The organism is Streptomyces sp. NBC_00286 (genome assembly GCF_036173125.1).
GTDB lineage: Bacteria > Actinomycetota > Actinomycetes > Streptomycetales > Streptomycetaceae > Streptomyces.
Genome location: NZ_CP108054.1, coordinates 6,976,915 through 7,000,415 on the forward strand (window position 1 = coordinate 6,976,915; position 23,501 = coordinate 7,000,415).

23 protein-coding genes and 1 pseudogene are annotated in these 23,501 nt (G+C 69.0%); 11 read left to right on the forward strand and 13 right to left on the reverse strand.

Going from position 1 to position 23,501, the window contains the following annotated elements:
- Positions 1-16: 16 nt before the first annotated feature.
- Positions 17-1,267 carry an alpha/beta fold hydrolase gene (locus OHT21_RS31660; RefSeq protein WP_328771685.1) on the reverse strand — a complete coding sequence of 417 codons (1,251 nt, stop codon included), beginning with the start codon at positions 1,265-1,267 and terminating at the stop codon, positions 17-19.
- 384 nt (positions 1,268-1,651) lie between these two features.
- Between OHT21_RS31660 and OHT21_RS31665 the strand changes: the two genes are divergently transcribed.
- The 5 genes from OHT21_RS31665 to OHT21_RS31685 all read left to right on the forward strand — a co-directional run bounded on the left by OHT21_RS31665 (position 1,652) and on the right by OHT21_RS31685 (position 8,226).
- A complete protein-coding gene (locus tag OHT21_RS31665; RefSeq protein WP_328771686.1) occupies positions 1,652-3,784 on the forward strand; it encodes an MMPL family transporter in 2,133 nt (710 codons plus the stop codon).
- A gap of 58 nt (positions 3,785-3,842) precedes the next feature.
- Positions 3,843-5,087, forward strand: coding sequence for a sensor histidine kinase (locus tag OHT21_RS31670; protein ID WP_328771687.1), 1,245 nt, complete (start codon positions 3,843-3,845; stop codon positions 5,085-5,087).
- A gap of 2 nt (positions 5,088-5,089) precedes the next feature.
- Positions 5,090-5,761: a response regulator transcription factor gene (locus OHT21_RS31675; RefSeq protein WP_328771688.1), complete on the forward strand. Its 672-nt coding sequence runs from the start codon at positions 5,090-5,092 to the stop codon at positions 5,759-5,761.
- Positions 5,762-6,037: 276 nt separating this feature from the next.
- A complete protein-coding gene (locus tag OHT21_RS31680; protein ID WP_328771689.1) occupies positions 6,038-7,021 on the forward strand; it encodes an aldo/keto reductase in 984 nt (327 codons plus the stop codon).
- Between the two features lie 113 nt (positions 7,022-7,134).
- On the forward strand, positions 7,135-8,226 hold the full coding sequence (locus OHT21_RS31685; RefSeq protein WP_443050459.1) for a LacI family DNA-binding transcriptional regulator: 1,092 nt from the start codon (positions 7,135-7,137) through the stop codon (positions 8,224-8,226).
- Between the two features lie 51 nt (positions 8,227-8,277).
- Here the strand turns inward: OHT21_RS31685 and OHT21_RS31690 are convergent, their stop codons facing one another.
- The 5 genes from OHT21_RS31690 to OHT21_RS31710 form a co-directional block, all read right to left on the reverse strand.
- Positions 8,278-9,213: a dihydrodipicolinate synthase family protein gene (locus OHT21_RS31690; protein WP_328771691.1), complete on the reverse strand. Its 936-nt coding sequence runs from the start codon at positions 9,211-9,213 to the stop codon at positions 8,278-8,280.
- Positions 9,214-9,229: 16 nt separating this feature from the next.
- Positions 9,230-10,279 (reverse strand): ABC transporter ATP-binding protein, encoded by a 1,050-nt coding sequence (locus OHT21_RS31695; protein ID WP_328774296.1) that lies wholly within the window; start codon positions 10,277-10,279, stop codon positions 9,230-9,232.
- A gap of 83 nt (positions 10,280-10,362) precedes the next feature.
- Positions 10,363-12,405: a dipeptide/oligopeptide/nickel ABC transporter permease/ATP-binding protein gene (locus OHT21_RS31700; RefSeq protein WP_328774297.1), complete on the reverse strand. Its 2,043-nt coding sequence runs from the start codon at positions 12,403-12,405 to the stop codon at positions 10,363-10,365.
- Entirely contained in the window at positions 12,405-13,367 is a 963-nt protein-coding gene (locus OHT21_RS31705) for an ABC transporter permease (RefSeq protein WP_328771692.1), read from the reverse strand. Before OHT21_RS31705 ends, OHT21_RS31700 begins: the two co-directional genes overlap by 1 nt.
- 24 nt (positions 13,368-13,391) lie before the next feature.
- Positions 13,392-15,020 carry an ABC transporter substrate-binding protein gene (locus OHT21_RS31710; protein WP_328771693.1) on the reverse strand — a complete coding sequence of 543 codons (1,629 nt, stop codon included), beginning with the start codon at positions 15,018-15,020 and terminating at the stop codon, positions 13,392-13,394.
- A 234-nt stretch (positions 15,021-15,254) separates the two neighbouring features.
- On the opposite strand from OHT21_RS31710, the gene OHT21_RS31715 reads away from it, so the two are divergent.
- Positions 15,255-16,070 carry a FadR/GntR family transcriptional regulator gene (locus OHT21_RS31715; RefSeq protein WP_328771694.1) on the forward strand — a complete coding sequence of 272 codons (816 nt, stop codon included), beginning with the start codon at positions 15,255-15,257 and terminating at the stop codon, positions 16,068-16,070.
- The gene (locus OHT21_RS31720) at positions 16,067-16,546 is read left to right on the forward strand and encodes a protein-tyrosine phosphatase family protein (protein ID WP_328771695.1); all 480 of its coding nucleotides are present in this window, start codon (positions 16,067-16,069) and stop codon (positions 16,544-16,546) included. Before OHT21_RS31715 ends, OHT21_RS31720 begins: the two co-directional genes overlap by 4 nt.
- Positions 16,547-16,554: 8 nt before the next feature.
- On the opposite strand, the gene OHT21_RS31725 is transcribed toward OHT21_RS31720, so the two are convergent.
- From OHT21_RS31725 to OHT21_RS31735, 3 genes are all read right to left on the reverse strand, one after another.
- A complete protein-coding gene (locus OHT21_RS31725; protein WP_328771696.1) occupies positions 16,555-17,001 on the reverse strand; it encodes a GNAT family N-acetyltransferase in 447 nt (148 codons plus the stop codon).
- 66 nt (positions 17,002-17,067) lie between these two features.
- Entirely contained in the window at positions 17,068-17,520 is a 453-nt protein-coding gene (locus tag OHT21_RS31730; protein WP_328771697.1) for an NUDIX hydrolase, read from the reverse strand.
- Between the two features lie 371 nt (positions 17,521-17,891).
- Positions 17,892-18,521, reverse strand: a complete 630-nt coding sequence (locus tag OHT21_RS31735; RefSeq protein ID WP_328771698.1) for a CGNR zinc finger domain-containing protein — start codon at positions 18,519-18,521, stop codon at positions 17,892-17,894.
- A 57-nt stretch (positions 18,522-18,578) separates the two neighbouring features.
- On the opposite strand from OHT21_RS31735, the gene OHT21_RS31740 reads away from it, so the two are divergent.
- Positions 18,579-19,925: an MFS transporter gene (locus tag OHT21_RS31740; RefSeq protein WP_328771699.1), complete on the forward strand. Its 1,347-nt coding sequence runs from the start codon at positions 18,579-18,581 to the stop codon at positions 19,923-19,925.
- Positions 19,926-20,323: 398 nt separating this feature from the next.
- Here OHT21_RS31740 and OHT21_RS31745 read toward each other — a convergent pair whose 3' ends face one another.
- Positions 20,324-20,602, reverse strand: coding sequence for a DUF397 domain-containing protein (locus OHT21_RS31745; protein ID WP_328771700.1), 279 nt, complete (start codon positions 20,600-20,602; stop codon positions 20,324-20,326).
- Positions 20,584-21,424: pseudogene (locus OHT21_RS31750) on the reverse strand (helix-turn-helix domain-containing protein). Before OHT21_RS31750 ends, OHT21_RS31745 begins: the two are co-directional and overlap by 19 nt.
- Before the next feature lie 118 nt (positions 21,425-21,542).
- Here OHT21_RS31750 and OHT21_RS31755 point away from each other — a divergent pair.
- The 3 genes from OHT21_RS31755 to OHT21_RS31765 all read left to right on the forward strand — a co-directional run bounded on the left by OHT21_RS31755 (position 21,543) and on the right by OHT21_RS31765 (position 22,687).
- A complete protein-coding gene (locus tag OHT21_RS31755; protein ID WP_328771701.1) occupies positions 21,543-21,767 on the forward strand; it encodes a hypothetical protein in 225 nt (74 codons plus the stop codon).
- Positions 21,764-21,979, forward strand: a complete 216-nt coding sequence (locus OHT21_RS31760) for a hypothetical protein (protein ID WP_328771702.1) — start codon at positions 21,764-21,766, stop codon at positions 21,977-21,979. The genes OHT21_RS31755 and OHT21_RS31760 overlap by 4 nt, the downstream gene beginning before the upstream one ends.
- Positions 21,980-22,060: 81 nt before the next feature.
- On the forward strand, positions 22,061-22,687 hold the full coding sequence (locus OHT21_RS31765) for a DUF1266 domain-containing protein (RefSeq protein WP_328771703.1): 627 nt from the start codon (positions 22,061-22,063) through the stop codon (positions 22,685-22,687).
- Positions 22,688-22,718: 31 nt separating this feature from the next.
- Here OHT21_RS31765 and OHT21_RS31770 read toward each other — a convergent pair whose 3' ends face one another.
- Both OHT21_RS31770 and OHT21_RS31775 read right to left on the reverse strand, forming a co-directional pair.
- Positions 22,719-23,123, reverse strand: a complete 405-nt coding sequence (locus OHT21_RS31770) for a twitching motility protein PilT (RefSeq protein WP_328771704.1) — start codon at positions 23,121-23,123, stop codon at positions 22,719-22,721.
- On the reverse strand, positions 23,120-23,389 hold the full coding sequence (locus OHT21_RS31775) for a hypothetical protein (protein WP_328771705.1): 270 nt from the start codon (positions 23,387-23,389) through the stop codon (positions 23,120-23,122). Before OHT21_RS31775 ends, OHT21_RS31770 begins: the two co-directional genes overlap by 4 nt.
- Positions 23,390-23,501 lie beyond the last annotated feature (112 nt).

Below are 23,501 nucleotides of genomic sequence, written 5' to 3' on the forward strand. Positions count from 1 at the left end.
CGGGGCTCCGCCGGACTCAAGGAGGAGAGACCTGGTCCAGCACGTCGTGGAGCACCGAGTGGAAGCGGTCGTTCGTCCAGTAGGCGCTGTGCGCGGCGGAGACCGGCTGCCGGTTGTCGACCTCCACATCGGTCACCTCGCTGCCGAACACCTCCGAGGCCGTGTAGGACAGCAGGTCACGACGGTCGTACACGTTGACCCAGCGCGGGAAACCGCTGGGCAGACCGCTGCCGTACGGCCGTGAGGGCAGGGCGTCCAGCTCGTACAGGAGCGGCGCCTGCGAGCCCACGGTGATCAGCGCTTCCACCTGGGGGAGACTCCCGGCCCGCTGTTCGCCGGCGCCGTCGAGCAGCACTCCCGAGGCCAGCAGGTCGAACGCGGCGATCCCGCCCAGGCTGTGCCCGAGCAGCACCACAGGACCGGGCTGCGCACGCACTGCCTCCGCGACGAAGGCGCGCACGGCCTCTCCCCGGACCAGGTACCTCACGATGTCGCCGAAGAAGCCCACCGACCGGCCGCTCCACGGTGTCCTGCGGGCCACCACGAGACGGGATCCCAGGACGTTCTCGAAGAGGCGGGCGGAGAACCTGAAGGCGGCCGTCAGGGCCTCGGGGACGACGCGGAGGTCACCGCCGAGTGCGTCGGTGACGCAGTCCACCAGCTCGTCGCGCGCCTTCGCGGACACCTCCCCGGCGTCGCGGTCCGTACGGCTCAGCGCGTACGCCACCAGGGCGCGAGCCGTCAGCCTGGGCAGCGCACCCGCCGGGTCACCGTCCACCACGATCGCCCGCCGGAAGGCCGGCGCCCCGCGGACCGCGGTCGCCGCCTCCGTCAGAAGCTCTCCGAGACCGGCGTCCGCCCAGGCCCCGCGCACCGTGTCCCGGGCATCGAGACCGCTCACCCCGTCCAGCAGCAGATCCCCGCGTGCTCGCGGACCCGGCACGAAGCCGCTCGACGGGACGGCCCCGGCTCCGGTGAGGGCGAACAACTCCAATTCGGCGAAGGGGTCCGCGTACAGGAGGGCCCACCGCGCGACCGCCTCGTCGCGCGGGTCGGGAGCGGGGGGTCCCTGACCGCCCTGCGCGGCGAAACCCGGGATCGACGCGCCCTCCGCCCGTAGGTACGAGCCCAGGGCCGATCCCCAGTCGCACGGTTCCACCCGCACGTCCGGACGTACCGCGGCCACTCCCTCGCGTACGCGCGCCAGCGCGTTGCTGTAGGAGGGCTCCCGCACGCCCGTGCCGTGCACAAACAGAACTGTCACCATAAGCGCACTCCCCCGTTGGACACCCCGTGGGCCCGTCGGCGCGGAAATCCATGACATTCCGGCGTCCAGGCACTCGTACCACTACCGGGCATTGCTACCGGCACGGCCGGACAGGGACAAGGCCGCACCGGAAAACGGCGGAAAAGTGGAAGCAACAAAGGGAAAATCCGCTGCGGAAACGGACATCAACGACCCATTGCACGTCAGGTACTCGGTCACAGCGCGCTCCCGCTGCTGGAGGGGACTACTCCCCGGGGAGTAATCCGCCCCCTGAGTCACCCCCGGCAGTACCCCCGAAGTCGCCCTGACGCGCGACGATTCCGGCCCTTCCCGCCGGGAGTCTGGTGGAGTCCAGACACCGTCCAAGGGAAGGGGGACCCCGCCATGGGGCCCGGAAAGACAACCACGCGTACGCGGCGACGAGCCGTGCCCTGGGTGCTGCTCGGGCTCTGGGCGGCCGTGCTCGTCCTGACCTTGCCGTTCGCGTCCAAGCTGTCCGATGTGCAGCAGGACCGAGCCGTCGACAATCTGCCGGCGAGCGCGGACTCCACCCAAGTAGCCAAGATCGAGGAACAGTTGCCCGGCGGCGAGACCACCGAGCTGGTGCTCGTCTACCACCGGGACGGCGGGCTGACCACCACCGACCGCGAGACGGCGGCCCAGCAGGTCGAGGAGATCGCGGGCGCGGGCCGGCTGACCGCGACGCCCAAGGTGGTGCCGTCCGAGGACGGGACCACCTTGATGTATCCGGTCGCCAGCAACGAACCGGGCATCGACGAGAAACTCCGGGAAGAGTTCGTCAAAGATGTACGCGATGTCGCTCAGGGGGACGGCGGGCTGAGCGTCGAGGTGGGCGGCCCGGGGGCGCTGGACACTGACGCGAACGAGGTGTACGACTCGCTCGACGGGCCACTGCTCTACACCACCGTCGGCGTGGTCGCGATCCTGCTGATCCTCATCTACCGCAGCCCGCTGCTGTGGCTCGTTCCGCTCGCCGTCGCGGGCGTCGCCGACTACCTCTCGATGGGCGTCGCGTACGGCCTCAACTCGGCGTTCGGAACGACCGTCTCCGGCCAGAGCGTGGGCATCATGACGATCCTCGTGTTCGGCGTGGGCACCGACTACGCGCTGCTGCTGATCGCCCGCTACCGGGAGGAACTGCGGCGCATCGAGCGGCCGTACGACGCCATGCGGGCCGCCCTGCGCGGCTGCGGCCCTGCCGTCCTCGCCTCGTCCGGCACGGTCGCCGCCGGACTGCTGTGCCTGCTCGCCGCCGACCTCAACAGCAGTCGCGGTATGGGGCCGCTGGGCACCGTCGGTGTACTGTGCGCGCTCCTCGCCATGCTGACGCTGCTGCCCGCGCTCCTCGTACTGCTGGGCCGCCGGGTGTTCTGGCCGATGGTGCCCGCGTTCGGCAGCCGGCCGAAGGAGCGCAGGTCGCTGTTCACCGCGATGGGCAGTTCCGCGAGGCGTCGGCCGCTGGCCGTGCTCGCGGGCGGTGTGGTCCTGCTCGGCGCGCTCGCCACTGGCATGCTGAACCTGCCCGGAGCGGTCAAGCAGGGGGACTCCTTCGTCAACAAGCCGGAAGCAGTCGTCGCAATGGAGACGCTCGCCGCGGCCTACCCCGAGCAGAGCACCCAGCCGCTCGATGTGATCACTCCCAGCGGGCAGGTCGACGAGACCTTGGCGGTGGTGCGTGACCATGACGGAGTCGCAAGCGCCGAGCGGGGACGCAGCGGATGGGGGTCCCCCCGCTCGAGCGAAGCCGAGAGTGGGGGAGGCTGGACGGAGATCTCCGTGATCGCCAAGGGCGCGCCCGAGTCGGCGGCCGAGACCGCCACGATCAAGTCTCTGCGCTCGCAGCTCGACGGGTCGTACATCGGCGGTCCCAGCGCCGAGCAGCTCGACCTCAAGGACACCAACGCCAGCGACACCAAGGTCGTCGTGCCGCTCGTCCTCGCCTCCGTACTGCTGATCCTGATCGCGTTGCTGCGCAGCCTGGTCGCCCCGCTGCTGCTGGTGGCCGCCGTGGTCGCCGTGTGGGGTGCGGCGCTCGGCATCGGCGGACTGGTCTTCGGCCCGGTCTTCGGCTTCGAGGGAACCGATCCCGGACTCGGACTGCTCTCGTTCGTGTTCCTGGTCGCCCTCGGCGTCGACTACGGCATCTTCCTCATGCACCGGATGCGCGAGGAGTCCCTGTCCGGCAAGGAACCCGTGGACGCCGCGCTCACCGCGTTGCGGACGACGGGGGGCGTCATCGCCTCCGCGGGCCTCGTCCTCGCCGCGACCTTCGCCGTGCTGGTGAACATGGGCCTGGTGCAGTTGGTCGAGCTGGGCTTCGTGATCTCGGTCGGAGTGCTGCTGGACACCTTCCTCGTACGGACGTACCTGGTGACCAGCGCAAGCGTCGCCCTGCGGCGGAAGATGTGGTGGCCGGGTCGCCTGTCGCGGGAACCGGAGCCGGATCCTGACGCACAGGAGCCGCCGCGACAGCAGGAACCTGTCGCAGTTCCGTAGACACCGCGGGCGTCCCTCCCCTTGCCGGAGGGACGCCCGCCTGACGGAAGATGGAGCAGTGTCGCGCCCCCAATCCCTCATCGAGCGGGCCCTGACCGCCGTAAACCACCCTCCGGCGGTCCCTTCCCTGCGCAACGACGCGCACCTCGCCGCCGCGGTGGCCGCCCTCACCACGGTCATGGCCCTCTTCCTCAAGGACGGGCGCCAGCCGGACCCCCTCGCGTGGCTGCTGCTGCTGGGCGCGAACGTCTCGCTGATCTGGCGCCGGCGCCACCCCATGGCCGTGATGCTGGCCATGGTGGCCTGCGTCGTCCCGTACCACGCGCTCGACTACACCCACAGCGCCCCCATCCCGGCGACCCTGCTCGCGCTCTACACCGCCGCCGTCGCCGGCAGCGCCCGCCGCACCCTGCTCATCGGGACCGTTCTCATCGGCACGACCCTCACCGTCAACGCGGTCACCAATCCGGACGGACTCGCCGAGATGCTCCGCATCACCGGCTGGCTGATCTCCGTGCTCCTCCTCGGCGGCTACATCCGCGTCCACCGCCAGTACCTCGCCTCCACCCTGGAACGCGCCGAACGCGCCGAACGCACCCGCGAGGAGGAGGCCCGCCGTCGGGTCGCCGAGGAGCGGCTGCGTATCGCCCGCGACCTGCACGACCTGCTCGCGCACAGCATCACGCTCATCGGCGTGCAGACCTCCGTCGCCGCCCACGTCCTGACCGCCGACCCGGACCGCCTCAACCGCGAGGCCGTCGCGAAGGCGCTCGACGACATCGCCGACACCTGCCGCACCGCCCGCGGCGAACTCCGCACCACCCTCGAGGTGTTGCGCGCCGCCGAGCACGGCGACGGCCGCGGACCGCTGCCCGGCCTCGACGGCATCCCCCACCTCACGGAGACCGCCCGCACCTCCGGGGCACGGGTCGATGCGACCGTACGGGCCGACCACGCGCCGCCCGCCGTGGGCGCCGCCGCGTACCGCATCGTGCAGGAGGCGCTGACCAACTCGGTACGGCACGGGGGGCCGGGGCTTTCTATCCGGGTGGACGTGTACGAGGAGGGCGGCGCGTTGTGTGTCTCGGTGACCGATGACGGCACCGGGCCGACCGCCGGGGGCACCCCCGGGTTCGGGCTCGTGGGGATGCGGGAGCGGGCGCGGAGTGTGGGCGGCACACTGGACGCCGGGGCGGGGGTCGGTGGGGGGTTCGAGGTGAGGGCCGTACTGCCTGTGGTGTCTGTACCTCCGGCACCGCCCGAGCCGTCCACGCAGTCCGTGCATCGAGAAGGGGCCCGGTGACCATGAGCGTCATCCGTGTTCTGCTCGCCGACGATCAGACCCTGGTTCGGTCCGCCTTCGCGATGCTCGTCGAGTCGGCCGGGGACATGGAGGTCGTCGCCGAGGCGGGTACCGGGCGGGAGGCCGTGGAGCTGGCCCGTTCGGAACGGGCGGATCTCGTGGTGATGGACATCCGCATGCCCGACCTCGACGGGATCGAGGCGACCCGGCTCATCGCCGCCGACGAGGATCTCGCGGGGGTCAAGGTCCTCGTCCTGACGACGTACGACACCGACGAGCACATCGTCGAGGCGCTGCGGGCCGGGGCGTCGGGGTTCCTGGTGAAGGACACGAAGCCCGCCGAACTCCTCGACGCCATCCGTACGGTGGCCGCGGGCGAGTCGCTTCTGTCGCCCGGGCCGACGTCGCGGCTGATCGCCCGCTTTCTGCGGGCGCCGCATGCCGTGGCTCCGGCGGCGGGTGGGCCCGAGGAGCTCTCCGAGCGGGAGCGGCAGGTGCTGGCCCTGGTCGCGCGCGGGCTCAACAACACCGAGATCGCGGAGGCGTTGGGGCTGAGCCCGCTCACGGCGAAGACGCATGTCAGCCGGATCATGGGGAAGTTGGGGGCGCGGGATCGAGCGCAGTTGGTGATGGTGGCGTATGAGTCGGGGCTGGTGGTACCGGGGGAGGGGTGACGTTTTGAACCGCCGCCGCGACGAGCATGGGCATCTTGCCGAGCGGCAGGCCGCCTGGCTGTACTGGTATCTGGTAGCGCTCACCCAGCTGTCCCGTGCGTGGTGACAACACGCTGGCGCCCCCACCTGCGGGGGAGCCGGTTCCTCGCCGAATCCGGTCGGCCCCAGGCCACGCTGCATGCGACGGGGCTGTCAAAAACCGGTTGGAGTGCGTCACTGCCGCAGTAAGACTGTCGTCCGCCGGATTCGAGGTGACACGCGGGAAGGATCGACTGGATGAGGACGAACCGACTCGGGCGCAGCGCGGTGGAGGTCACGGAGCTGGGCTTCGGCGGCGGGCCACTCGGCGGCCTCTTCGCGCCGCTCGACGACGGCACCGCGGCGGCGACGCTGTCCGCGGCCTGGGACTGCGGCATCCGCTACTTCGACACCTCCCCGCACTACGGCATCGGCCACTCCGAGCGCCGGACCGGTGACTTCCTCCGCGGCATGCCGCGAGGAGCGTTCACGCTCTCCACCAAGGTCGGCAGGCTCCTCGTCGCGCAGGACTCGCGGGGCGGCAGGGACGAGAGTTTCCATGTGCCCGCGAATCACCGACGGGTGTGGGATTTCTCCCGCGACGGTGTGCTGCGCAGCGTCGAGGACTCCCTCACCCGCATGGGCGTCGACCGCATCGATCTGCTGTTCCTCCACGACGCGGAGGAACACTTCGACACCGCCCTGCGCGACGGCTTTCCCGCCCTGGCGGAGCTGCGCTCCCAGGGCATGGTGGGCGCCATCGGAGCGGGCATGTACCACACAGGCATGCTGACCAGGCTGGTGAAGGAGACCGACGCCGACGTGGTGATGCTCTCCGGCCGCTACACACTCCTGGACCACAGCGCCCTCGACGACCTGCTGCCCGCGTGCACCCAACGCGGCGTCTCCGTTCTCGCCGCCTCCGTCTTCAACTCCGGGCTGCTCGCCACGCCGCGGCCCACCGATGGAGCGTCTTTCGACTACGCACCTGCCTCACCGGACGTCCTGCGGCGAGCGCATGGGATCGCCGACATCTGCGAAGCACACGGCACGACCCTTCCGCAGGCGGCGATGGCGTTCCCACTGTGTCACCCCACGGTCGCGGGCATCGTGCTCGGCATGCGCTCTCCCGAGGAAGTACGGCACAACGTCGCGTCGTTCCAAGCCGACATCCCTGAGCGGCTCTGGGCCGATCTGCGCGAGGCAGGACTCCTCGACGAGCGTGCACCGGTCGGTGCATGAGGCCGGCGCAGAGAACGGCCCGATCCTCTCTGCATCGGAGCACCCGGATGGGCTTGGCCGAACAGGGCTGGTACCAGGCCGAATCGAACTGCTGTCCCGGCGGCCGACGGCTAATGTGTCCTGCGCCCGAGGAACTGCGCGTATCGGAGAAGGTGTTGACGGAACGGTCGAACGGAAAACGTCCCACACTCGAGGACGTAGCGCGCCGGGCAGAGGTGTCGAAGTCCACGGTGTCCCGTGTGATCAACGGCGAGCCCAGAGTGCGGGCCGCGGTCGCCGAACGCATCCGACAGGCCGTGGACGAACTCGGCTACGTACCCAACCAAGCCGCCCGAAGCCTGGTCACCCGCCGCAACAACGCCGTCGCCGTCGTGGTCACCGAACCGCAGAACCGGCTTTTCGTGGACCCCTACTTCGACTGCCACCTGCGCGGCATCCGGCAGGAACTCGTCCAACAAGGGGCGCAGCCGGTGCTGCTGTTCATCGAGGAGCCGGACGACTATCCGCGCGTCGGAAACTTCCTGGGCGGCGGCCACGTCGATGGCGCCCTGCTGTTCTCGTTGCGCACCGACGACCCGTTGCCCGCCATGGTCGAGCACATGGGCCTGCCCGCCATCTTCGGCGGTCGCTCGGCCGTCGGCTCCGGCCACCGCAGCCACGGCTTCACGTACGTCGACGCCGACAACCGCGGCGGAGCCAGGGAAGCCGTCCGGCATCTCGTATCACTGGGACGTCGACGCATCGGGACCATCACCGGGCCGCTCAACCAGGCTTCCGCGATCGACCGCCTCGACGGCTACCGGGACGTACTCCTGGACACGCCATCCCGGTTGATCGCCGAGGGCGACTTCACGCTGCAGGGCGGCGCCGACGCCATGGCCGAGCTCCTCGACCGGTGTCCCGATCTGGACGCGGTCTTCGTCGCCTCGGACCTGATGGCATCCGGTGCCCTGCGCGTACTGCGGGAACGCGGGCGCAGAGTACCCGAGGATGTGTCGGTTGTCGGCTTCGACGACCTGGCGCCCATCGCCGAGGCGACGGAGCCACCGCTGACCACCGTGCACCAGGACATCGAGGACATGGGACGCCTGATGGCCCGGTTGCTGTTCAAGCGGACATCGGGCGAGCTCGCGTCGCGAGACGGCAGTCATCCGCTGTCCTCTGTGGTCACCCCGACACGCTTGGTCGTGCGGAAGTCCGCTTAAGTGGGCGCTGCGGGGGGTGGTCGCCTGCGGCGGGCTTGGGGAAAGAAGCCCCTATAGCAACCCCGCCCCCGCCAAATACTTCGCCACCCGCTCAACCTCCCCCGCCGACAAGGCGATCTGCGGCTCCGCCGTAACTGGACACTCAATAACCCCCCGCAGATACAACGCTGCCTTGAACGCCCCCAGCCCTGCCGACGAACCCCCCATCCGCGCGGAATTCCCCACCTGCACCATCCCGAACAACGCGCACAACCGCTCCTGTTCGGCCCGGGCCCGCTCCCAGTCGCCCTCGCGGCAGAGGCGGTGGAGACGGACGTACCCGTGCGGATCCACGTTCGCGAGCCCAGGCACCGCCCCATCCGCCCCCATCGCCAGAGCCGTGTCGACGACCAGCTCAGACCCGGTCAGCACACTGAACCCGGCCACAGCGGGATCCATACGCGCCCCCATCACGACGGCCCGAAACCCACCCTCGTCCCCGCTGGAATCCTTCACCCCGACCAACACCCCGTCCGCGGCCAGCTCCAGCACCAACTCCGCACTCAGCTTCGTATGGACGGACACCGGAAGGTCGTACGCGAAGACCGGCACCGAAGACCGCGAGGCGATGAGGCGGTAGTGGCGGGAGATCTCCGCCGGATGCGTCCGCGTATAGAACGGCGCCGTGACGACCACCGCATCGGCGCCCGCATCCGTGACGTACCGGACATGATCGAGAACCCGAGGAGTCGTCATGTCGATGGCCCCGGCGAGAACGGGCAGTCGACCACCCACGTGAGAGACGACCGTCTCGACGACAAGACGCCGATGACGGTCGGTCAAGTACGCCGCTTCGGACGAGGAGCCGAGGACGAAGAGCCCGTGCACCCCGCCTTCCACCAGGTGATCGACGAGCCTGAGCAGCGAGGGTACGTCCACCTCGCGGTCCGGTGTCAGGGGCGTGCAGACGGGTGGAACAACACCGGTCAGCGGGGCGGGAAGGGTCATCAAGGGCTCCCTGGTGCTATTGCTTCGACTTCTCTACGGGGATGTCGGCCATGGCGGTGGCCTCCGGAACCGCGGTGACGGCCTGCGCCACCAGCTCACGTGTCGACTGCTCCTCCTCCACAGGATGATGGCAACGAAAGCGATGCCCGGGACTCGACGCGTCCGCGAAGCCGGGCATCACTTCGGCGCACCGGGAGTCGGCCTTCCAGCAGCGCGTACGGAAGGGGCAGCCGCTGGGGGGACGGGTCGCCGACGGGACGGGGCCCACCAGCGGAATCGGGTCGATCGGGTCCAGGAGCCCGGGAGTCGCGGAGAACAGTGCGCGGGTGTACGGATGGCGGGCCCGGTCCGTCACTTCGTCGGCCGGGGACTCCTCGACGATCCGCCCGAGGTACATCGTGATGACGCGGTCGCTCATTCGCCGCACGGTCTGGATGTCGTGCGAGACGAAGACGAGGGCGAGTCCTAGGCGTTCCTTCAGGTCCAGGAGCAGGTTCAGGATCTGCGCGCGGACCGATACGTCGAGCGCGCTTGTCGGTTCGTCCGCCACGACCAGGTCCGGTTCCAGAGCCAACGCCCTTGCGATCGCCACGCGTTGACGCTGGCCGCCGGAGAGCTGCCCGGGGAGCCCTTCGGCCAGCACGCGCGGCAGTCCGACGAGGGACATCAACTCCCGTACTCGATCCTCCCGTTGCTGGACCGTGCCGCGCCTGTGCACATCGAGTGGGTCCCGCAGGATCTGCCGTACCGTCAGCCGGCGGTTCAGCGCGGTCGACGGGTCCTGGAAGATCATGCCGGTGTGGGCGCCGACCGTGGCCCGCCGTTCGGGCGGCTTCATCGTCCACAGGTCCCGGCCGCGGAAGGACACCGTCCCGGACGTCGGCTTCTGTACGCCTACCAGCACCTTGGCGAGCGTCGACTTCCCGCAGCCGGACTCGCCGACGACGCCCACCGTCTCGCCGGGCGCGATCGCGAGATCGGCGCCGGTGAGGGCGTACACGCGATCGCGCGAGAACAGGCCACCGGTGCGCGCCTTGTGGACGACGTGCGTGTCGGAGAGCGTGATGACGGGGCCCGCCCCACTGCCCTGTGCCGCCCCATCGTCCCTACCGTGCCGCGTCGCCCCACCCTCCTGCTTCATGGCCCCGCTCAATTCACGGCCTCGCTTTCCGTCGTGCTTCCCGTCGGCTCGGTCGTGCTCGTGGCCGTGCCCGTGCTCGCGGGCAGGGCAATGGCCGGATGGTGGCAGGCGACCTCGTGGTGCCGGTGCGGGCCCACCAGCCGGGGCGCCGTCGTACGGCACACCTCCGTCGCCATCGGGCAGCGGTCGGCGAACCGGCAGCCCGCCGGGAAGTCGGCGGGGGAGGGGACGACGCCCTTGATCTGCGTCATCCGTTCCGCCGCGCCCTCCAGGGAGAGGACGCTGCCGAGCAGCCCGCGCGTGTAGTGGTGGGCGGGCGACTCCACCAGGTCCGCCGTCACCCCCGACTCCACGATCTGGCCGCCGTACATCACCACGACTCGATCCGTCACGTCCGCGACCAGCGCCAGGTCGTGGGAGACGAGGATCAGCGCGAAGTCCAGTTCCTCGCGCAGCCGTAGCAGCAGCTCGATGATCTGCGCCTGGACCGTGACGTCGAGGGCCGTGGTCGGCTCGTCGGCGACGATCAGCTTTGGCTGGCGGGAGAGGGCCATGGCGATGAGGACGCGTTGGCGCTGGCCGCCGGACAGTTCGTGGGGGTAGCTGCGCAGGGTGCGTTCCGGGTCTAGGCCGACGAGTTCGAGGAGTTCGGCGCCCGTGCGCTTGCCGCCGCGTCGTATCACCTGCTTGAGCTGGGCGCGGATCGTCATCGCGGGGTTCAGGGACGACAGGGCGTCCTGGTAGATCATCGCCATGTCGTGGCCGAGGAGTTTGCGGCGTACGCGCATCGGCTCGCCGACCAACTGCCGCTGGTTGAAGCGCACATGGCCGCGTACTCGGGCCCCCTTCGGCTCAAGGCCCATCACCGCGAGCGCGGTCAGCGACTTGCCGCAGCCCGACTCGCCGACCAGGCCGAGGACTTCACCGGGCTGTACGTCGAAACTGATGCCGTCGACGATGTCCACACCCCCGTGGCGGGCATCGAAACCGATGGCCAGGTTCTCGACGGCGAGCACCGGCTGCCCCTCGCGCAGGGGCCGGGCCCGGGCACGTAGCCGCTGGGCCGCTTCCGTGAGGCCTGGCAGTTCGAGGACCTTTCCGCTGCCGGGCTCGGGGGCCTCGAGGCGGTCCTTCTCCACCGACGTACGCGCTGCCTCGACGTCCCGCGCGGTGGGCGCCGCCCACGCGTCCGACACCCCTTCCGACAGGATGTTCAGCGCCAGCACCGTGATCAGCATCAGCAGCCCGGGGAACACGGTCGCCCACCAGCCGCCGGTCAGCACCATGTTCTTGCCGTCCGCGATGACGCTTCCCCAGGACGGGTCCGGGGGTCGTACGCCTGCGCCGATGAACGACAGCGACGCCTCGAAGACGATGGCCTCGGCGACCTGCACGGTGCAGAACACCAGCACGGGGGCGGCGCAGTTGATGGCGACGTGCTTCAGCACGATGTGCGAGGTGCGCGCTCCTATGACGCGTTCCGCGGTCACGTAGTCCTCGCCGTACTGGTCCATCACATTGGCCCGTACGACCCGTGCGATGGGCGGTGTGTAGAGGAACGCGATCGCCCCGATGAGGACCGGGATGCTGCCGCCGAACACCGCGATGAGTACGGCCGCGAGCGCGATGCCCGGGAACGCCATGATGACGTCCAGACAGCGCATCACCGTCTCGTCGACCGCCTTGCGCGAGGTCGCCGCGATCGCGCCGAGGACCGCGCCCACGACGAGCGCGAGCCCGGTCGCGCCGAGACCGATCGCGAGGGACCAACGGGCCCCGTACATCAGCCTGCTGAGGATGTCGCGGCCCAGGCTGTCCTGGCCCATCCAGTGCTCGCCGGAGGGCGCGCCCTCGCCGTTCCCGTTGTCGATCATGGTGGCCTGGTCGAGCGGGTCGTGCGGGGCGATCAGCGGGGCCAGCAGGGCCGTCAGGACGACGATCCCGATGACGACGACCGCGACCCGCGACATCACGGGGAGGCGCCTGAATCCCCTCAGCCGGATGCCGGGCCGGGAGAGGGCCTCGGTCATCCGCTTTCGAGACAGCGGCATCATGCTTCGGCACCCCTCAGACGCGGGTTGACCAGCAGATAGAGGATGTCGATGACGAGGTTCACGATCACGAAGCCGAAGGCGGTCGTCAGGACGACGCCCTGTACGACGGCCGGGTCACCGTTCTTCACGGCGTCGATCATCAACTTCCCCATCCCGGGCAGCGAGAAGATCGTCTCGATGACGACCGCGCCGCCGAGCAGATAGCCGACCTGGAGTCCGAGCACGGTCATCGGGTTGATCAGCGCGTTGCGCAGCACGTTCCGGCCGACCACGACCACCGGTGGCAGACCGCTGCCGACGGCCGTGCGTACGTAGTCCTTGTCCAGCTCCTCGACCACGGCGGTCCGTACGATCCGGGTGAGCTTCGCGGCGACCGGCAGCGACAGCGCGAACGCCGGCAGCGTCATCGTCTTCAGCCAGCCGCTGAACGAGTCGGCCGGGTTGACGTATCCGCTGGTCGGGAACCAGCCGAAGTCCACCGCCAGGTACTGGATCATCAGCAGCGCCAGCCAGAAGCCGGGCGCCGCGACACCGGTCAGCGAGACCACGCGGATCAGCTGGTCGGGCAGCCGGTCCCGGTAGATCGCGGCCGTGACCCCGCCGAGCAGGGACAGCACCACCGCGATACCGAGCCCCATGAACGTCAGCTGCATGGTCAGCGGCAGCGCGGTGGTGACCTGCTCGACGACCGGCGCCCTGGTCAGCGCACTGACGCCCATGTCCCCTCGAGCCAGGTCCGCGACGAAGGCGACGTATCGCACCGGAAGCGGATCGAGCAGCCCGTTCCGCTCCCGGAACTCGTGCAACTGCTCCTCGGTGGGGTTGGCCCCCTGGAAGTACGCGGACGCCGGATCACTGTCCGAGAACCGCATCACGAGAAACACGAACAGCACGATGCCGAGTACGAGCGGAACGAGCAGCGCAATACGGCGGGCCAGAATCCTGACGATCGCGACCACGTAGGGCTCTCCTTGTTGTTCCGGTTACGCCCACTTGGCCTGGAGCAGGTTTATCCCCGGGTACGGCTGTGGTCGAATACCCGTCAATTCCTTCGCGTTCCAGGCGGTCATCAGCTCGTTGTGAACCACCGGATAGATCACGGCGTTCTCCGCGACGATGTCGATGTACTCCTGCGTCATCTGCTTCTTCGTCTCGGCGTCGGGTTCCCGCGTGGCCTCGTCCATGCGCTTGAAGAGGTCCTTGGCCACGGAGTTGTCCGTCCAACGGGCGTACCGCATCCAGGTGTTCTCGGGCCCGTAGTTGTAATGCATGATCAGGTCGGCGTCGAGGCCGAACTGGTTCGGATTCGAGGCGGCGGCGACGACCTGGAAATCCTGCTTCTGGTCGAGCTTGGTGAACAGCGCGGCGGTTTCCTGCGGCTGGAGGGTCGTCTTGACGCCGATGGCGTCCCACGAGGCCTTGATGGTCGGCAGACAGTCGACGATCCAACTCACGTTGACCGCCATGAGGTTGACCGTCAGCCCGCTGACTCCGGCCTCCCGCAGGAGTTCCCGGGCCTTGTCCTGGTCGTACGTGTATACCGTCTTGGCCTTCCGATAGCTCGGATTGCCCTCGTTGAGGAATGAGATCGCCGGCTTTCCGTGACCGCGCAGCGCGGCCTGGATCATCTTCTCCGTGTCGATCGCGTAGTGCAGCGCCTGGCGCACCCGTACGTCGTCGAACGGCTTGTGAGCGGTGTTGAAGAGCAGGAACAGGTGGTTCATTCCGGCCCCGCCCTCGACCTTCAGGCCGCCTTTCTCCAGCTGGGAGATATTGGCGTACGGAATGTTGTCGGAGATCTGCGCGCCCGCACTCGAACCGGAGATCTTGGCGACGCGCGGCGCGGCGTCCACGATCGACAGCCAGTTCATCTTCTTGAACGTGGCTTTTCGCGGCCCGTTGTAATCGGCGAAGGCCTCGAACGACGTGTTGGACTTCGGATTGTGCGCGGTCTGCCGGTACGGCCCCGAACCGACCGCCTTCCCCGCCGTCGCCTCGTCCAGCGCACCCGCCTTGGAGAAGACATGCTTCGGCATGATCTTCGCGAGCGTGAGCCGCTGCGCCCCGTCGGGGAACGGGAACCTGAGCACCAGATCCACCGTCTTCTCGTCGACCTTCTTCACCTCCTTCAGCCAGGGCGCGAAGAAGCTCTTGGCGAGCGTCGTCGTTTTGGGGTCCAGCACACGCCCGTACGTGAAGACCACGTCGTCGGCGGTGACGGGCTGCCCGTCGTGCCACTTCGCGCCCTCCCGCAGCGTGAACCTCCACGTGGTCGCCTGGAGATCGGCCGGGATCTCGGTCGCGAGGGCCGCGTACGGCTCACGGCTGATCGGATCGGTGTCCAGCAGCCCCTCGTAGATGTGGTGGTTGGCGGCCACCGAGAACGCCGACGCCGTGAGCAGCGGGTCCCAGCTCTGGTCGTTGCCGTAGCCGATCACCGCCGTGAGCGTCCGGTTGGCGCCCTCGCCCCCGCCGCCCGTCTCGTTCGTGGACTCCGGCCCCGAGGAGCAGGCGGACAGCGTCGAGCTGATCGCGGCGGCCGCGCCCAGCGCGCCGGAGTACTTCAGGAACGACCGGCGGTGCAGCGCCGGTGCGTGGGTCGCGTCGCGCACGGTTCCTCCAGCATGCAGTGGGGAGATACGACGTCCTACGTCATAGGTGCAGCGTGACCATAGGAGGGGTCGTGGGGGCGGTCAAGGGATCGCGCACGAATGCCGTTTCTTCCAGAGGTGCGACCAATGTCGGTACCACGGAACGGGAGTTGAGCCCTGTATCCGACGGGTCGTGGCGAGAAGTTTAGTCAGGAGGTGGGACGTGGGATGTCTGCCACGCGTACGATGCGGCGCATGTCTCAGGAGCCGATGTCGCAGGAGTCCGTGCCGCAGGAGCCCATCCCCCACGCGGCCGGAAACGCCTCCCTGAACTCCCTCTCCCGGGGGCAGGCGTCCGCTGGTCCGCGGCGGGTCAGCAGCCAGATCCAGCGCGAGGTCATGCAACTGATCCTCGACCGCAAGCTCCGCGCCGGCGCACCCCTGCCCACCGAGGCCGAACTGATGGGCGCCCTCGGCGTCAGCCGCAACTCCGTCCGCGAGGCCCTCAAGGCGCTCCAGGCCCTCGACATCGTGGAGATCAGACACGGTTACGGGACGTATGTCGGCCAGGCGTCACTGACTCCCCTCGTCGACGGCCTGACCTTCCGCACGCTGGCAGCCCAGCAGGCCGACGACGGCGGAGCCTTGGCGCTCGGGGACATCCTCCAGGTCCGCGAAGTGCTGGAGGAAGGGCTGATACGACGGGTCGCGGGCGTGCTGTCGGACGCGGAGCTGGACCGGCTGGAGGGCGTGGTCACGCGGATGGAGGAGGCGGGGCGGGCGGGCCTTCCCTTCCCCGAACTCGACCGCGAATTTCATGAGTTGATGTACGCGTCCCTCGGTAACGCGCTTGTTCCCCAACTCCTCGGCGCCTTCTGGACCGTGTACCGGCGGGTCGCCGGAGTCCAGGGCTGGACGGACGATCCGACCCCCGACGTCACGGTGCGGCGACACCGGGACATAGTCGTCGCCCTCAGGGCGAGGGACATCGCGGGAGCGCAGCGGGCGATGGCGGTACATTTCCGGGGAATCGAGGCGCGTGCGGCGCAGGAGTCGAGAGGTGTTGGGTGAGCGGGTTCGGAGATACGGCTCGGGACGGAGGCTGGCCGGACGAGACGGCCGGCGTACTTCGATTGCCGTCAGGCCGGCTCGTACGGGGCCGGGGGCTCCGGCACCCGCTCCCGTCGACGGCGCCGACACCCACGTACGCCGTCTATCTGCTGGGCAAAAACTCACCCCAAGTCTCCTGGGAAACCCGCTGGATCCGCTGGCCGGACTTCTGGCTTCCGAAGGACCGCGCGTACGCCCGCGAGGTGCTGACGGAGGCGTGGAACCGGGCGGCGTCTCCGGACGAGCGGGTCGAGGTCGCCTGTGGGGGTGGCCGCGGACGTACGGGTACGGCCCTTGCCTGCCTGGCGGTCCTGGACGGTGTACCGCCTGAGGATGCGGTGGACTTCGTACGCCGGAACTACGACCGGCATGCGGTGGAGACGCCGTGGCAGCGACGGTATGTACGGGGTTTCGCGGAGCCGTCGCGGGTCAGGTGAGGCGTTGGTCAGGCGAGGCGCAGGGTGATCCAGGGAACGGGGTCGCCCGGCAGCACGTACCGCTTGACCTCGACGAACCCGTGCTTCTGCGCGAACCGCAACCCGTCCTCGTTGGACGCGAGAACGACCGTCTCGATCACCTCGGCGCCGAACTCCCGCGCCCGCTCCAGCCCGCGCGCGTAAATCTCCTCGCCGAAGCCCTGCCTCCGGTGGGTGGGCAGCACGCGGGCGATGACGGTGACCTCCGGCGCGTCATCGGCGGGCGGCCGCACGGTCGAGCACCCCACGAGGACGTCTCCGAGATACGCGACCTCGAGGTGATACCGCTCGGCCCGCTCCCGCGCTTCTTCGATCGACATCGCCGCCGGAGGAACGATCACGTTGTGAACGTGCTGCCAGTCCTGAAGCGCGGTGTCGCTGTCCACGTCTACTTGCTCAACACGAAGCTTGGTCACCGGGGGAGCCAATCGTGCGGGTGGAGGACCGTCAAATCAGTTTCCATCTCGCCGAATTGGAGCGGCTCAGGGGACGGTCTCGCCCCGCACGAGGGGATGGCAGATCGGCTGGAGGTCGGCGGGGAGTTCGTCGGGGCGGCACCAGCGGGCTTCCAGGATTTCGAAGGGGTCGATGCGTAGTTCGCCGCCCAGCAGGCGGGCTTCGTAGGCCACTTCGAGGCGGGTGCGGAAGCCGCTGTTCAGGAGGACGAGGCGGCCTGCCTCGACGTCGAGGTTGGTCTCCTCCTTGATTTCGCGGACCAGGGTGCGCCGGAAGTCCTCGCCCTTGTGCGCGAAGCCACTCGGCAGGCCCCACTGGCGTCCCGGCGGCCACATCCGGTGCCGTAGCAGCAGCACGCGGCCTTCGTCGTCGCGCACGACACCGGTCACGCCGACCACGAACTTCGCGTTCAGGAGCCACATCACGCGGCTTTGCACCGGGCGCAGGGCGCGCCAAAGGCGGACGAGGAGTCGCCTCACGGGGCCTCCGGGGGTATACGGGGGTACGGGGTTGTCGCTCCCCGCGAACGGGTGGCGGTCGGGCGAGGCCTTCGCCCCTACGGACGGTACCTCGTCGGGAGTTCATACCTTGGTTGCGCTCCCATCGACCATCGGCGGAGAGCCAAGTTCCCTTCGGCTCAAGAGACTTGCGGCATGGAGAAGACCAAGGGGAGTCAGGGGGAACACGGGCAACAAAAGGAACACGCAGAACACGCAGAACACGCAGAACACGGAGAACACGGAGAACGGGGGATCAGTCGTGCGCGGTTCATGGCGGGAGCGGCTGCTGTCGGGGGGTGCGGTCGCCCGTCATTACGACCGGGCACGCTGTTGAGAGCGGGCGAACGAGGTCAGGGACGCCGGCCGCTCTCCGGCGCGGGACTGAGGGACTGCCCGTCCCGCTGGCTGCGGCGGTGGGCTGCGACGCGTTCGCGGGTTGCGCAGCGGCGGGAGCAGTAGCGGCGGGTCGGGCCGGGGCCCTGGGTGATGTAGACGTTCCGGCAGGTGGGGGAGGCGCAGAGGCCGCCGGGTGGGCGTTGGCGGTCCCAGAGGAGGACGGTCAGGGCCAGGCAGGACGAGGCCAGGAACCATTCTTCCCAGGGCCCGTCGTCGTCGCGGTCGAGATGGGGGTGCCAGGGGCCGCTGCCGCCGTGCGAGGTGAGGCGTAGTGGGCCCGTGTGTTCCAGCAGCAGGCGGTTGAGGGCTGCGGCGGCGGGGTCGATGTGCTCGGCGGCGAACACCTCTCGGAGGAGGACGGCGGTTGCGCGCATGCGGGTGATGTCGGCGGGGGTGATCTCGATGGGGTCCAACTCGCCGTATTCGCGCAGTACTTCGACTACGGCGTTGGGGTGGGGTGGGGGCTGGTCTTCGGTACCCGTACCGGTGCCGTTGCCGGCGAGGACGTTGATCAGGGCCGCGGTGCGGCGAGCGTTGGTCAGCACGGAGTGCCGTGTGGACCAGTCGTCGGTGGGGGCCGTCATGGGCCCGAATGTAACGCATATTGCGAAGGTTTGAGTTACATCCTTAACGTCTTCCCGATGGGGAAGCGTTACTCGAAGTGGTCGTATCTCTCCGGGGCGGCAGCGGCGCGGATGGGCGACGAGATGTCCGGCCCGGCGTTGCTGTTGGCTGGCTTCGCGGTCGGAGGTTCGGTTGCGGAGGCGTCGTCGCTGCTGGCGGGCATCACGGTGGCGGCGGCGGTCGGTGGGCCGGTGCTCGGTGCGCTTCTCGACAGGTCCGCGCGGCCGGGTCGGCTGCTGGCCCGGGCGCTTGCCCTCTACGGGGCGGGCTTGGCGGCGATCCTTCTGAGCCTCGGTCGTCTTCCGTTCGCTTTGACGGTCCTGATCGCCGTGTTCACCGGCCTGCTCGGGCCTGCTCTGTCGGGCGGCTGGACCGCCCAACTGCCCAGGGTCGTGCCCCGCGAGCAGATGCCACGCGCGAACGCACTCGACGCGATGACGTTCAGCCTGGCGAGTCTGGCCGGCCCGGCGCTCGCCGGAGCCCTGGCGAAGCTGTTCGGGGCACCGGCTGCTGTGGTGGCGTCCGTCGCGTTGATCGCGCTCGCGCTTCCTGTGGCGTGGGGGCTGCCTGTGGAGGGCGGTTCGGGGCGGGGGCGATTGGCTGTGGGGCGCGGTCAGGTGCGGGGTCGATTGCCTGTGGGGCGCGGTCCGGTGCGGGACCGACTGCCCGCGGACGACGATCTAGGGTGCGGCCGGTTGCCTGCGGATCATGGTCCGACGCGGGTTCGACCGGCCGCGGACCATGGTCCGGAGCAGGACCGGACGACGGTGTCCGTGGCCGGGGACGTGGCCGCCGGCTTTCGTTGCATCACCCGCACCCGGCCCCTGGCCCGGGCGACCCTCACCTCGGTCATCTCTTGTGCCGGTCTGGGCATGCTGATCACCTGCACCCCGTCCCTCGGCGAACGGGCCTTCGGTTCGGCCGCCGACGGCACGACGTTGCTGTCCTGCACCGCCGTCTCGGCCCTCGCCGCCAACGCCGTACTCGCCCGCCGTCCCCACGCGATCTCCCCGGACACGATCATCTGGTCCAGCACCCTGCTCCTGGCCGCCGCGCTCCTGCTGGCCGCGACCGGTCATCCGGCTCTGGTCATCGCGGCCGCCGTGGTGGCGGGCATCGGCGAAGGCCCCCAACTCGTCGCCCTGTTCACGATCCGGCACCGAGAGGCACCCGAACGCCTACGCAGCCAGGTCTTCACCACAGGCGCCAGCCTCAAGATCACCGCCTTCGCCATCGGCGCGGCGGCTGCCGGCTCGCTCGCGACGCGGTCGGTGTCTGCCGCGCTCCTGACGGCGGCCGGAGTGCAGCTTGCCGCGGGGCTGAGCTACGGGGCGGCTAAGTTCAGTACGCGAGTACGTGGTTGAGCGGACGAAGGAGTCGGGAAGAGAGCGGATACGTCAGGTGGTCGCGCAGTGGGCACCGGGAGAGGGCCGAGGAGTTGGCCAGTGGCCGGGCTGCGTTTCTCGAGGGTGCCCGGCGGATGCTCACCCAGGCCACCCAGGTGCAGGTGGCCGAGCGCATGGGTGTGCGCAAGGAGCAGGGCGACGGGCTTGGTGACGGTGGGCCGGGGCTCGTGACGTGAACGTTTGGGCTGCCCGCTTCTTGCCAGTGTCGTGCTTCCACGGCCCGAGTAAAGGGCGCTCCCTCCGGTCGCGTCGCCTTCGGCGATTCCGCTTCGCTCCACCCTTGACTCGACCCGCTCCAGCACGGGCAAGAAGCGAGCGGGCAGCCCAAACGTTCACTTGAGAGCTTGCGATGCGAGTTACTCGGCTACGGCGCCGATGAACTCCGTCCAGGCCGCCGCACCGATCACCAGCACGGGCCCGTCCATGACCTTGCTGTCCCGGACGGGGACGATGCCGGGGACTCCGTCGGCTACCTCGACGCAGTCCTCCCCGCCAGCGCCGCCGCTGTAGCTGCTCTTACGCCAGCTGGCGGCGCCTGCGAAGTCGTACGCGACCTCGACACACGACTCCCCGCCGTCGCCGCCGCTGTAGGTGCTCTTACGCCACCGTGCAGTGCTCAGGTCGTACTCGCGCATCGTCTGTAGTCCTCAGTCCTCCGCCACCGATTCGATCAGGGCCAGGGACGCCTCCGGCGACAGCGCGGCGGCCCTGAGGAGATCGTAATGCGCCTGCGAACGCTTCACTACTGCCGGATCGTCCAGCAGATTCCCCGAAAGCACCGCCTCTGTATAGACGGTTGGCGGGGCGTCGTCGAACTCCATGAGCGTCATCATCTTGCCCATCGCCGGGTGAGCCCCGGCTGAGAACGGGAGCACCTGAACCATCACCTTGCGCTCACGCATCATCGCCGCGATGTGATCCAGTTGCCGGGCCATCGCAGCGGGACCACCCACTGGGATGCGCAGCGCAGCCTCGTGCAGAACCGCCCAATACACGGGCCGTGTAGCGTCCTTGAGGAGCTGGGTGCGGTCCATGCGCAGCCTGACCATCTCCTCGATGTACTCGTCTGCGGCGAGCGGGTTGCTCGCCAGGTAGATGGCGCGTGCGTACTCGGCGGTCTGAAGCAGTCCCGGGACGACCGCTGGCGCGTACTCGCAGATCTCCGTCGCGAGCCGTTCAAGCTCCGCCACATGCGCGAAGTAGTCCGCGTACGCCTGCTCTTTGATGAGCTTTCGCCAAAGCCTCTCGAAAAAGCCTCCGGTTTGTAGGACCTCATCGATCCGCTGCGCCACATCCAACTGCGGCTTCCGAATAGCCTGTTCGAATTGCCCGATGTAGCCGCCCGACACAAAAACGCGAGAACCCAAGTCGGACTGCGTGAATCCGGCTTCCTCCCGCCGCCGTTTCAGCTCTGTGCCGAAGAACTCCCAGGCCGCCTGACGCGAACCATTGGCCATGGCCAACCCCCTTGTACTGCACCGTCGTTGCTGAGCGTAGAGGTCTTCCAAAGTCTAAGCGGCCAGATCCACCGTGGAGATGAAAAGCGTGAAACTCAAAAGCGAGGGGAGCACCACGATGGCTGACTATGAGGGTCGCGGCGTACGGCACTCGACGGGATGCGTCGAAGAGGCGGAGGAAACGGTGAAAGAGTTGCGGGAAGCACTCGTGAACGCAGGAATTAAGTTGCCGACGCTCCGGATCGACCCGGCAAGTTTGGCGCGGGAGACGCCTTGCCCGCTCATCGAATTGGGGCGGTGTTCCGTCGAGACGGCGGCACGGCTGGCGGCGGTGATCCGGTGAGGCTGCCGATCGGGGCGTACGCCTTCGACACGAAGACGGGGAAGGTGGGCGTGGTGATGGGACACGAGGGGCCGTACGTACAGCTCAGACCGATCGGCGGCGGCCGGGAGTGGGACTGCGAACCGGGCTCGGTCCGCAAGGCCACCCAGGCGGAACGGCTCCGCGCGGCCACGGCGTACGCGAACGCACGCAGCCGCGGGGAGGTCCCTTGAAGGGGGGAGAAGTGGAGTGTGAGAGGCGTGACCGTGACCGGGGGTAACCCCTGAGGTCGGTGTGACATAAAGTGCGGGCGCATGGCGATCTGGAACCCGATACGGAACCTTCGCAAGCCGAAGACGGCTCGCAGGTACCCCGTGCCGCTCACCATGCACCAGCTGTGGATGGTGTCGCTGAGCGCGCCCGTGAACCGCGACGGGGACGCCTCGCGGACGACGCTGTACCCCTTCACCCGCATCGACGACGAGAAGGCCCGGCGGTGGCTGGCCGACCAGTGGGAGATCACCTCGCGTGAGGCGCTGGCCGGCCGGCTCGACGGGCTCGCGCGGAGTGGTTACCGGGCGCGGGCGCGGCTGCGGCTCGGTGTCGAACCGCTGGCGTGGGACGCCGGGCTGTACGTGGACATCTCCCGGCGGGGCTTCGCGTGCGGGCTGCTGAGCGAAGCTGAGGCGTGGACCGCGCTCAAGAACATCGTCCCGGCGGTGGCGCGCACGTACGGCTCCTGGAAGGAGTACGCCGAGCACTATCTGCTGGGGCGGAAGGTGTGGCTCGAGGGCCTCCAGGGTCGAGGGGATGCCGACCTCCCGGCCCCCCAGGAGGCTTCCGACGCCCACCTGCAGGCCCTGCTGGACCCGATGAACAAGGCCAGCCCCTGGAACATGGCGCCTTGGGAGGCGATCAGCCATCCCGACCGCGCCCGCTGACGGGGCGCGGTCCGGGAGTCTCAGCTGGGTGTCAGCGCAGGGGTAGGACCCTGGCCTGCTTGCCGAGCGGGCCCAGGTGGTCCAGAAGATGCTGGATGTCGTCTGGGTCCGAGGTGAACACCCTGGCTCCGAGCCTCGCGGCGATCACTGCGACGGCACCCTCCACCGGGTCCGAGACACCAGCCTGGCCCAGGAGTTCACCGACGCTCCGAGCGAGGGCGTGATCCAGCGGTGGGACGTCGCAACCGTTGACAAGGCGTGCCATCTGCACCTGACGGGCTCCGTCCCGCCAGGCCTGGGCCAGAACGGGCGCGGGCACGAGCGGTACGCCACCAGCGATCAGGTAGGAGCGGTGGGCTCGCCAGAAGGCGACTTGGTTTCGCTCGGCGGCGATCAGTGCCCCGGCGTCGTACACGAAGGGTTTCAAGGCACTCACGCAGCACCTCGTACCTGCTCGTCCGAGTGTGCGGTGCAGGTGACGTCCTCCATGATGGCGTCGACCCACGCCTGCTCCTCTGGCGTCGGCGGATCGAGGTCGGCCATGGCTTCTTCCGCTGCCGCGAGGCCTGCCTCGATCTTCGCCGCACGCTCGGCCGCGCGCGACAGCCAGGCGGAGACACTCAGGCCTTCGCGCTCGGCGGCCGCTTTGGCCGCGTCGAGCGTTTCGCTCGGGATGGTGATAGTGACGCGTTCTAGGCTCATATCGAGAGTCTTACTGGCCTGAGCGGTGCCACGCCAGGCATATCGTCCGAGTTCACCCGTGAGAGTGCCGGGTTCACCGGTGAGAGTGGAGACGGCTCCCTGCGGTTGCCGT

What these genes read in the sequence shown, in the direction of transcription:
- OHT21_RS31660 (WP_328771685.1), bottom strand. Translation starts at nt 1,267, where the DNA reads ATGGTGACAGTTCTGTTTGTGCACGGCACGGGCGTGCGGGAGCCCTCC.
- OHT21_RS31665 (WP_328771686.1), top strand. Translation starts at nt 1,652, where the DNA reads ATGGGGCCCGGAAAGACAACCACGCGTACGCGGCGACGAGCCGTGCCC.
- OHT21_RS31675 (WP_328771688.1), top strand. Translation starts at nt 5,090, where the DNA reads ATGAGCGTCATCCGTGTTCTGCTCGCCGACGATCAGACCCTGGTTCGG.
- OHT21_RS31680 (WP_328771689.1), top strand. Translation starts at nt 6,038, where the DNA reads ATGAGGACGAACCGACTCGGGCGCAGCGCGGTGGAGGTCACGGAGCTG.
- OHT21_RS31685 (WP_443050459.1), top strand. Translation starts at nt 7,135, where the DNA reads ATGTGTCCTGCGCCCGAGGAACTGCGCGTATCGGAGAAGGTGTTGACG.
- OHT21_RS31690 (WP_328771691.1), bottom strand. Translation starts at nt 9,213, where the DNA reads ATGACCCTTCCCGCCCCGCTGACCGGTGTTGTTCCACCCGTCTGCACG.
- OHT21_RS31700 (WP_328774297.1), bottom strand. Translation starts at nt 12,405, where the DNA reads ATGCCGCTGTCTCGAAAGCGGATGACCGAGGCCCTCTCCCGGCCCGGC.
- OHT21_RS31715 (WP_328771694.1), top strand. Translation starts at nt 15,255, where the DNA reads ATGTCTCAGGAGCCGATGTCGCAGGAGTCCGTGCCGCAGGAGCCCATC.
- OHT21_RS31735 (WP_328771698.1), bottom strand. Translation starts at nt 18,521, where the DNA reads ATGACGGCCCCCACCGACGACTGGTCCACACGGCACTCCGTGCTGACC.
- OHT21_RS31740 (WP_328771699.1), top strand. Translation starts at nt 18,579, where the DNA reads ATGGGGAAGCGTTACTCGAAGTGGTCGTATCTCTCCGGGGCGGCAGCG.
- OHT21_RS31745 (WP_328771700.1), bottom strand. Translation starts at nt 20,602, where the DNA reads ATGCGCGAGTACGACCTGAGCACTGCACGGTGGCGTAAGAGCACCTAC.
- OHT21_RS31755 (WP_328771701.1), top strand. Translation starts at nt 21,543, where the DNA reads ATGGCTGACTATGAGGGTCGCGGCGTACGGCACTCGACGGGATGCGTC.
- OHT21_RS31765 (WP_328771703.1), top strand. Translation starts at nt 22,061, where the DNA reads ATGGCGATCTGGAACCCGATACGGAACCTTCGCAAGCCGAAGACGGCT.
- OHT21_RS31775 (WP_328771705.1), bottom strand. Translation starts at nt 23,389, where the DNA reads ATGAGCCTAGAACGCGTCACTATCACCATCCCGAGCGAAACGCTCGAC.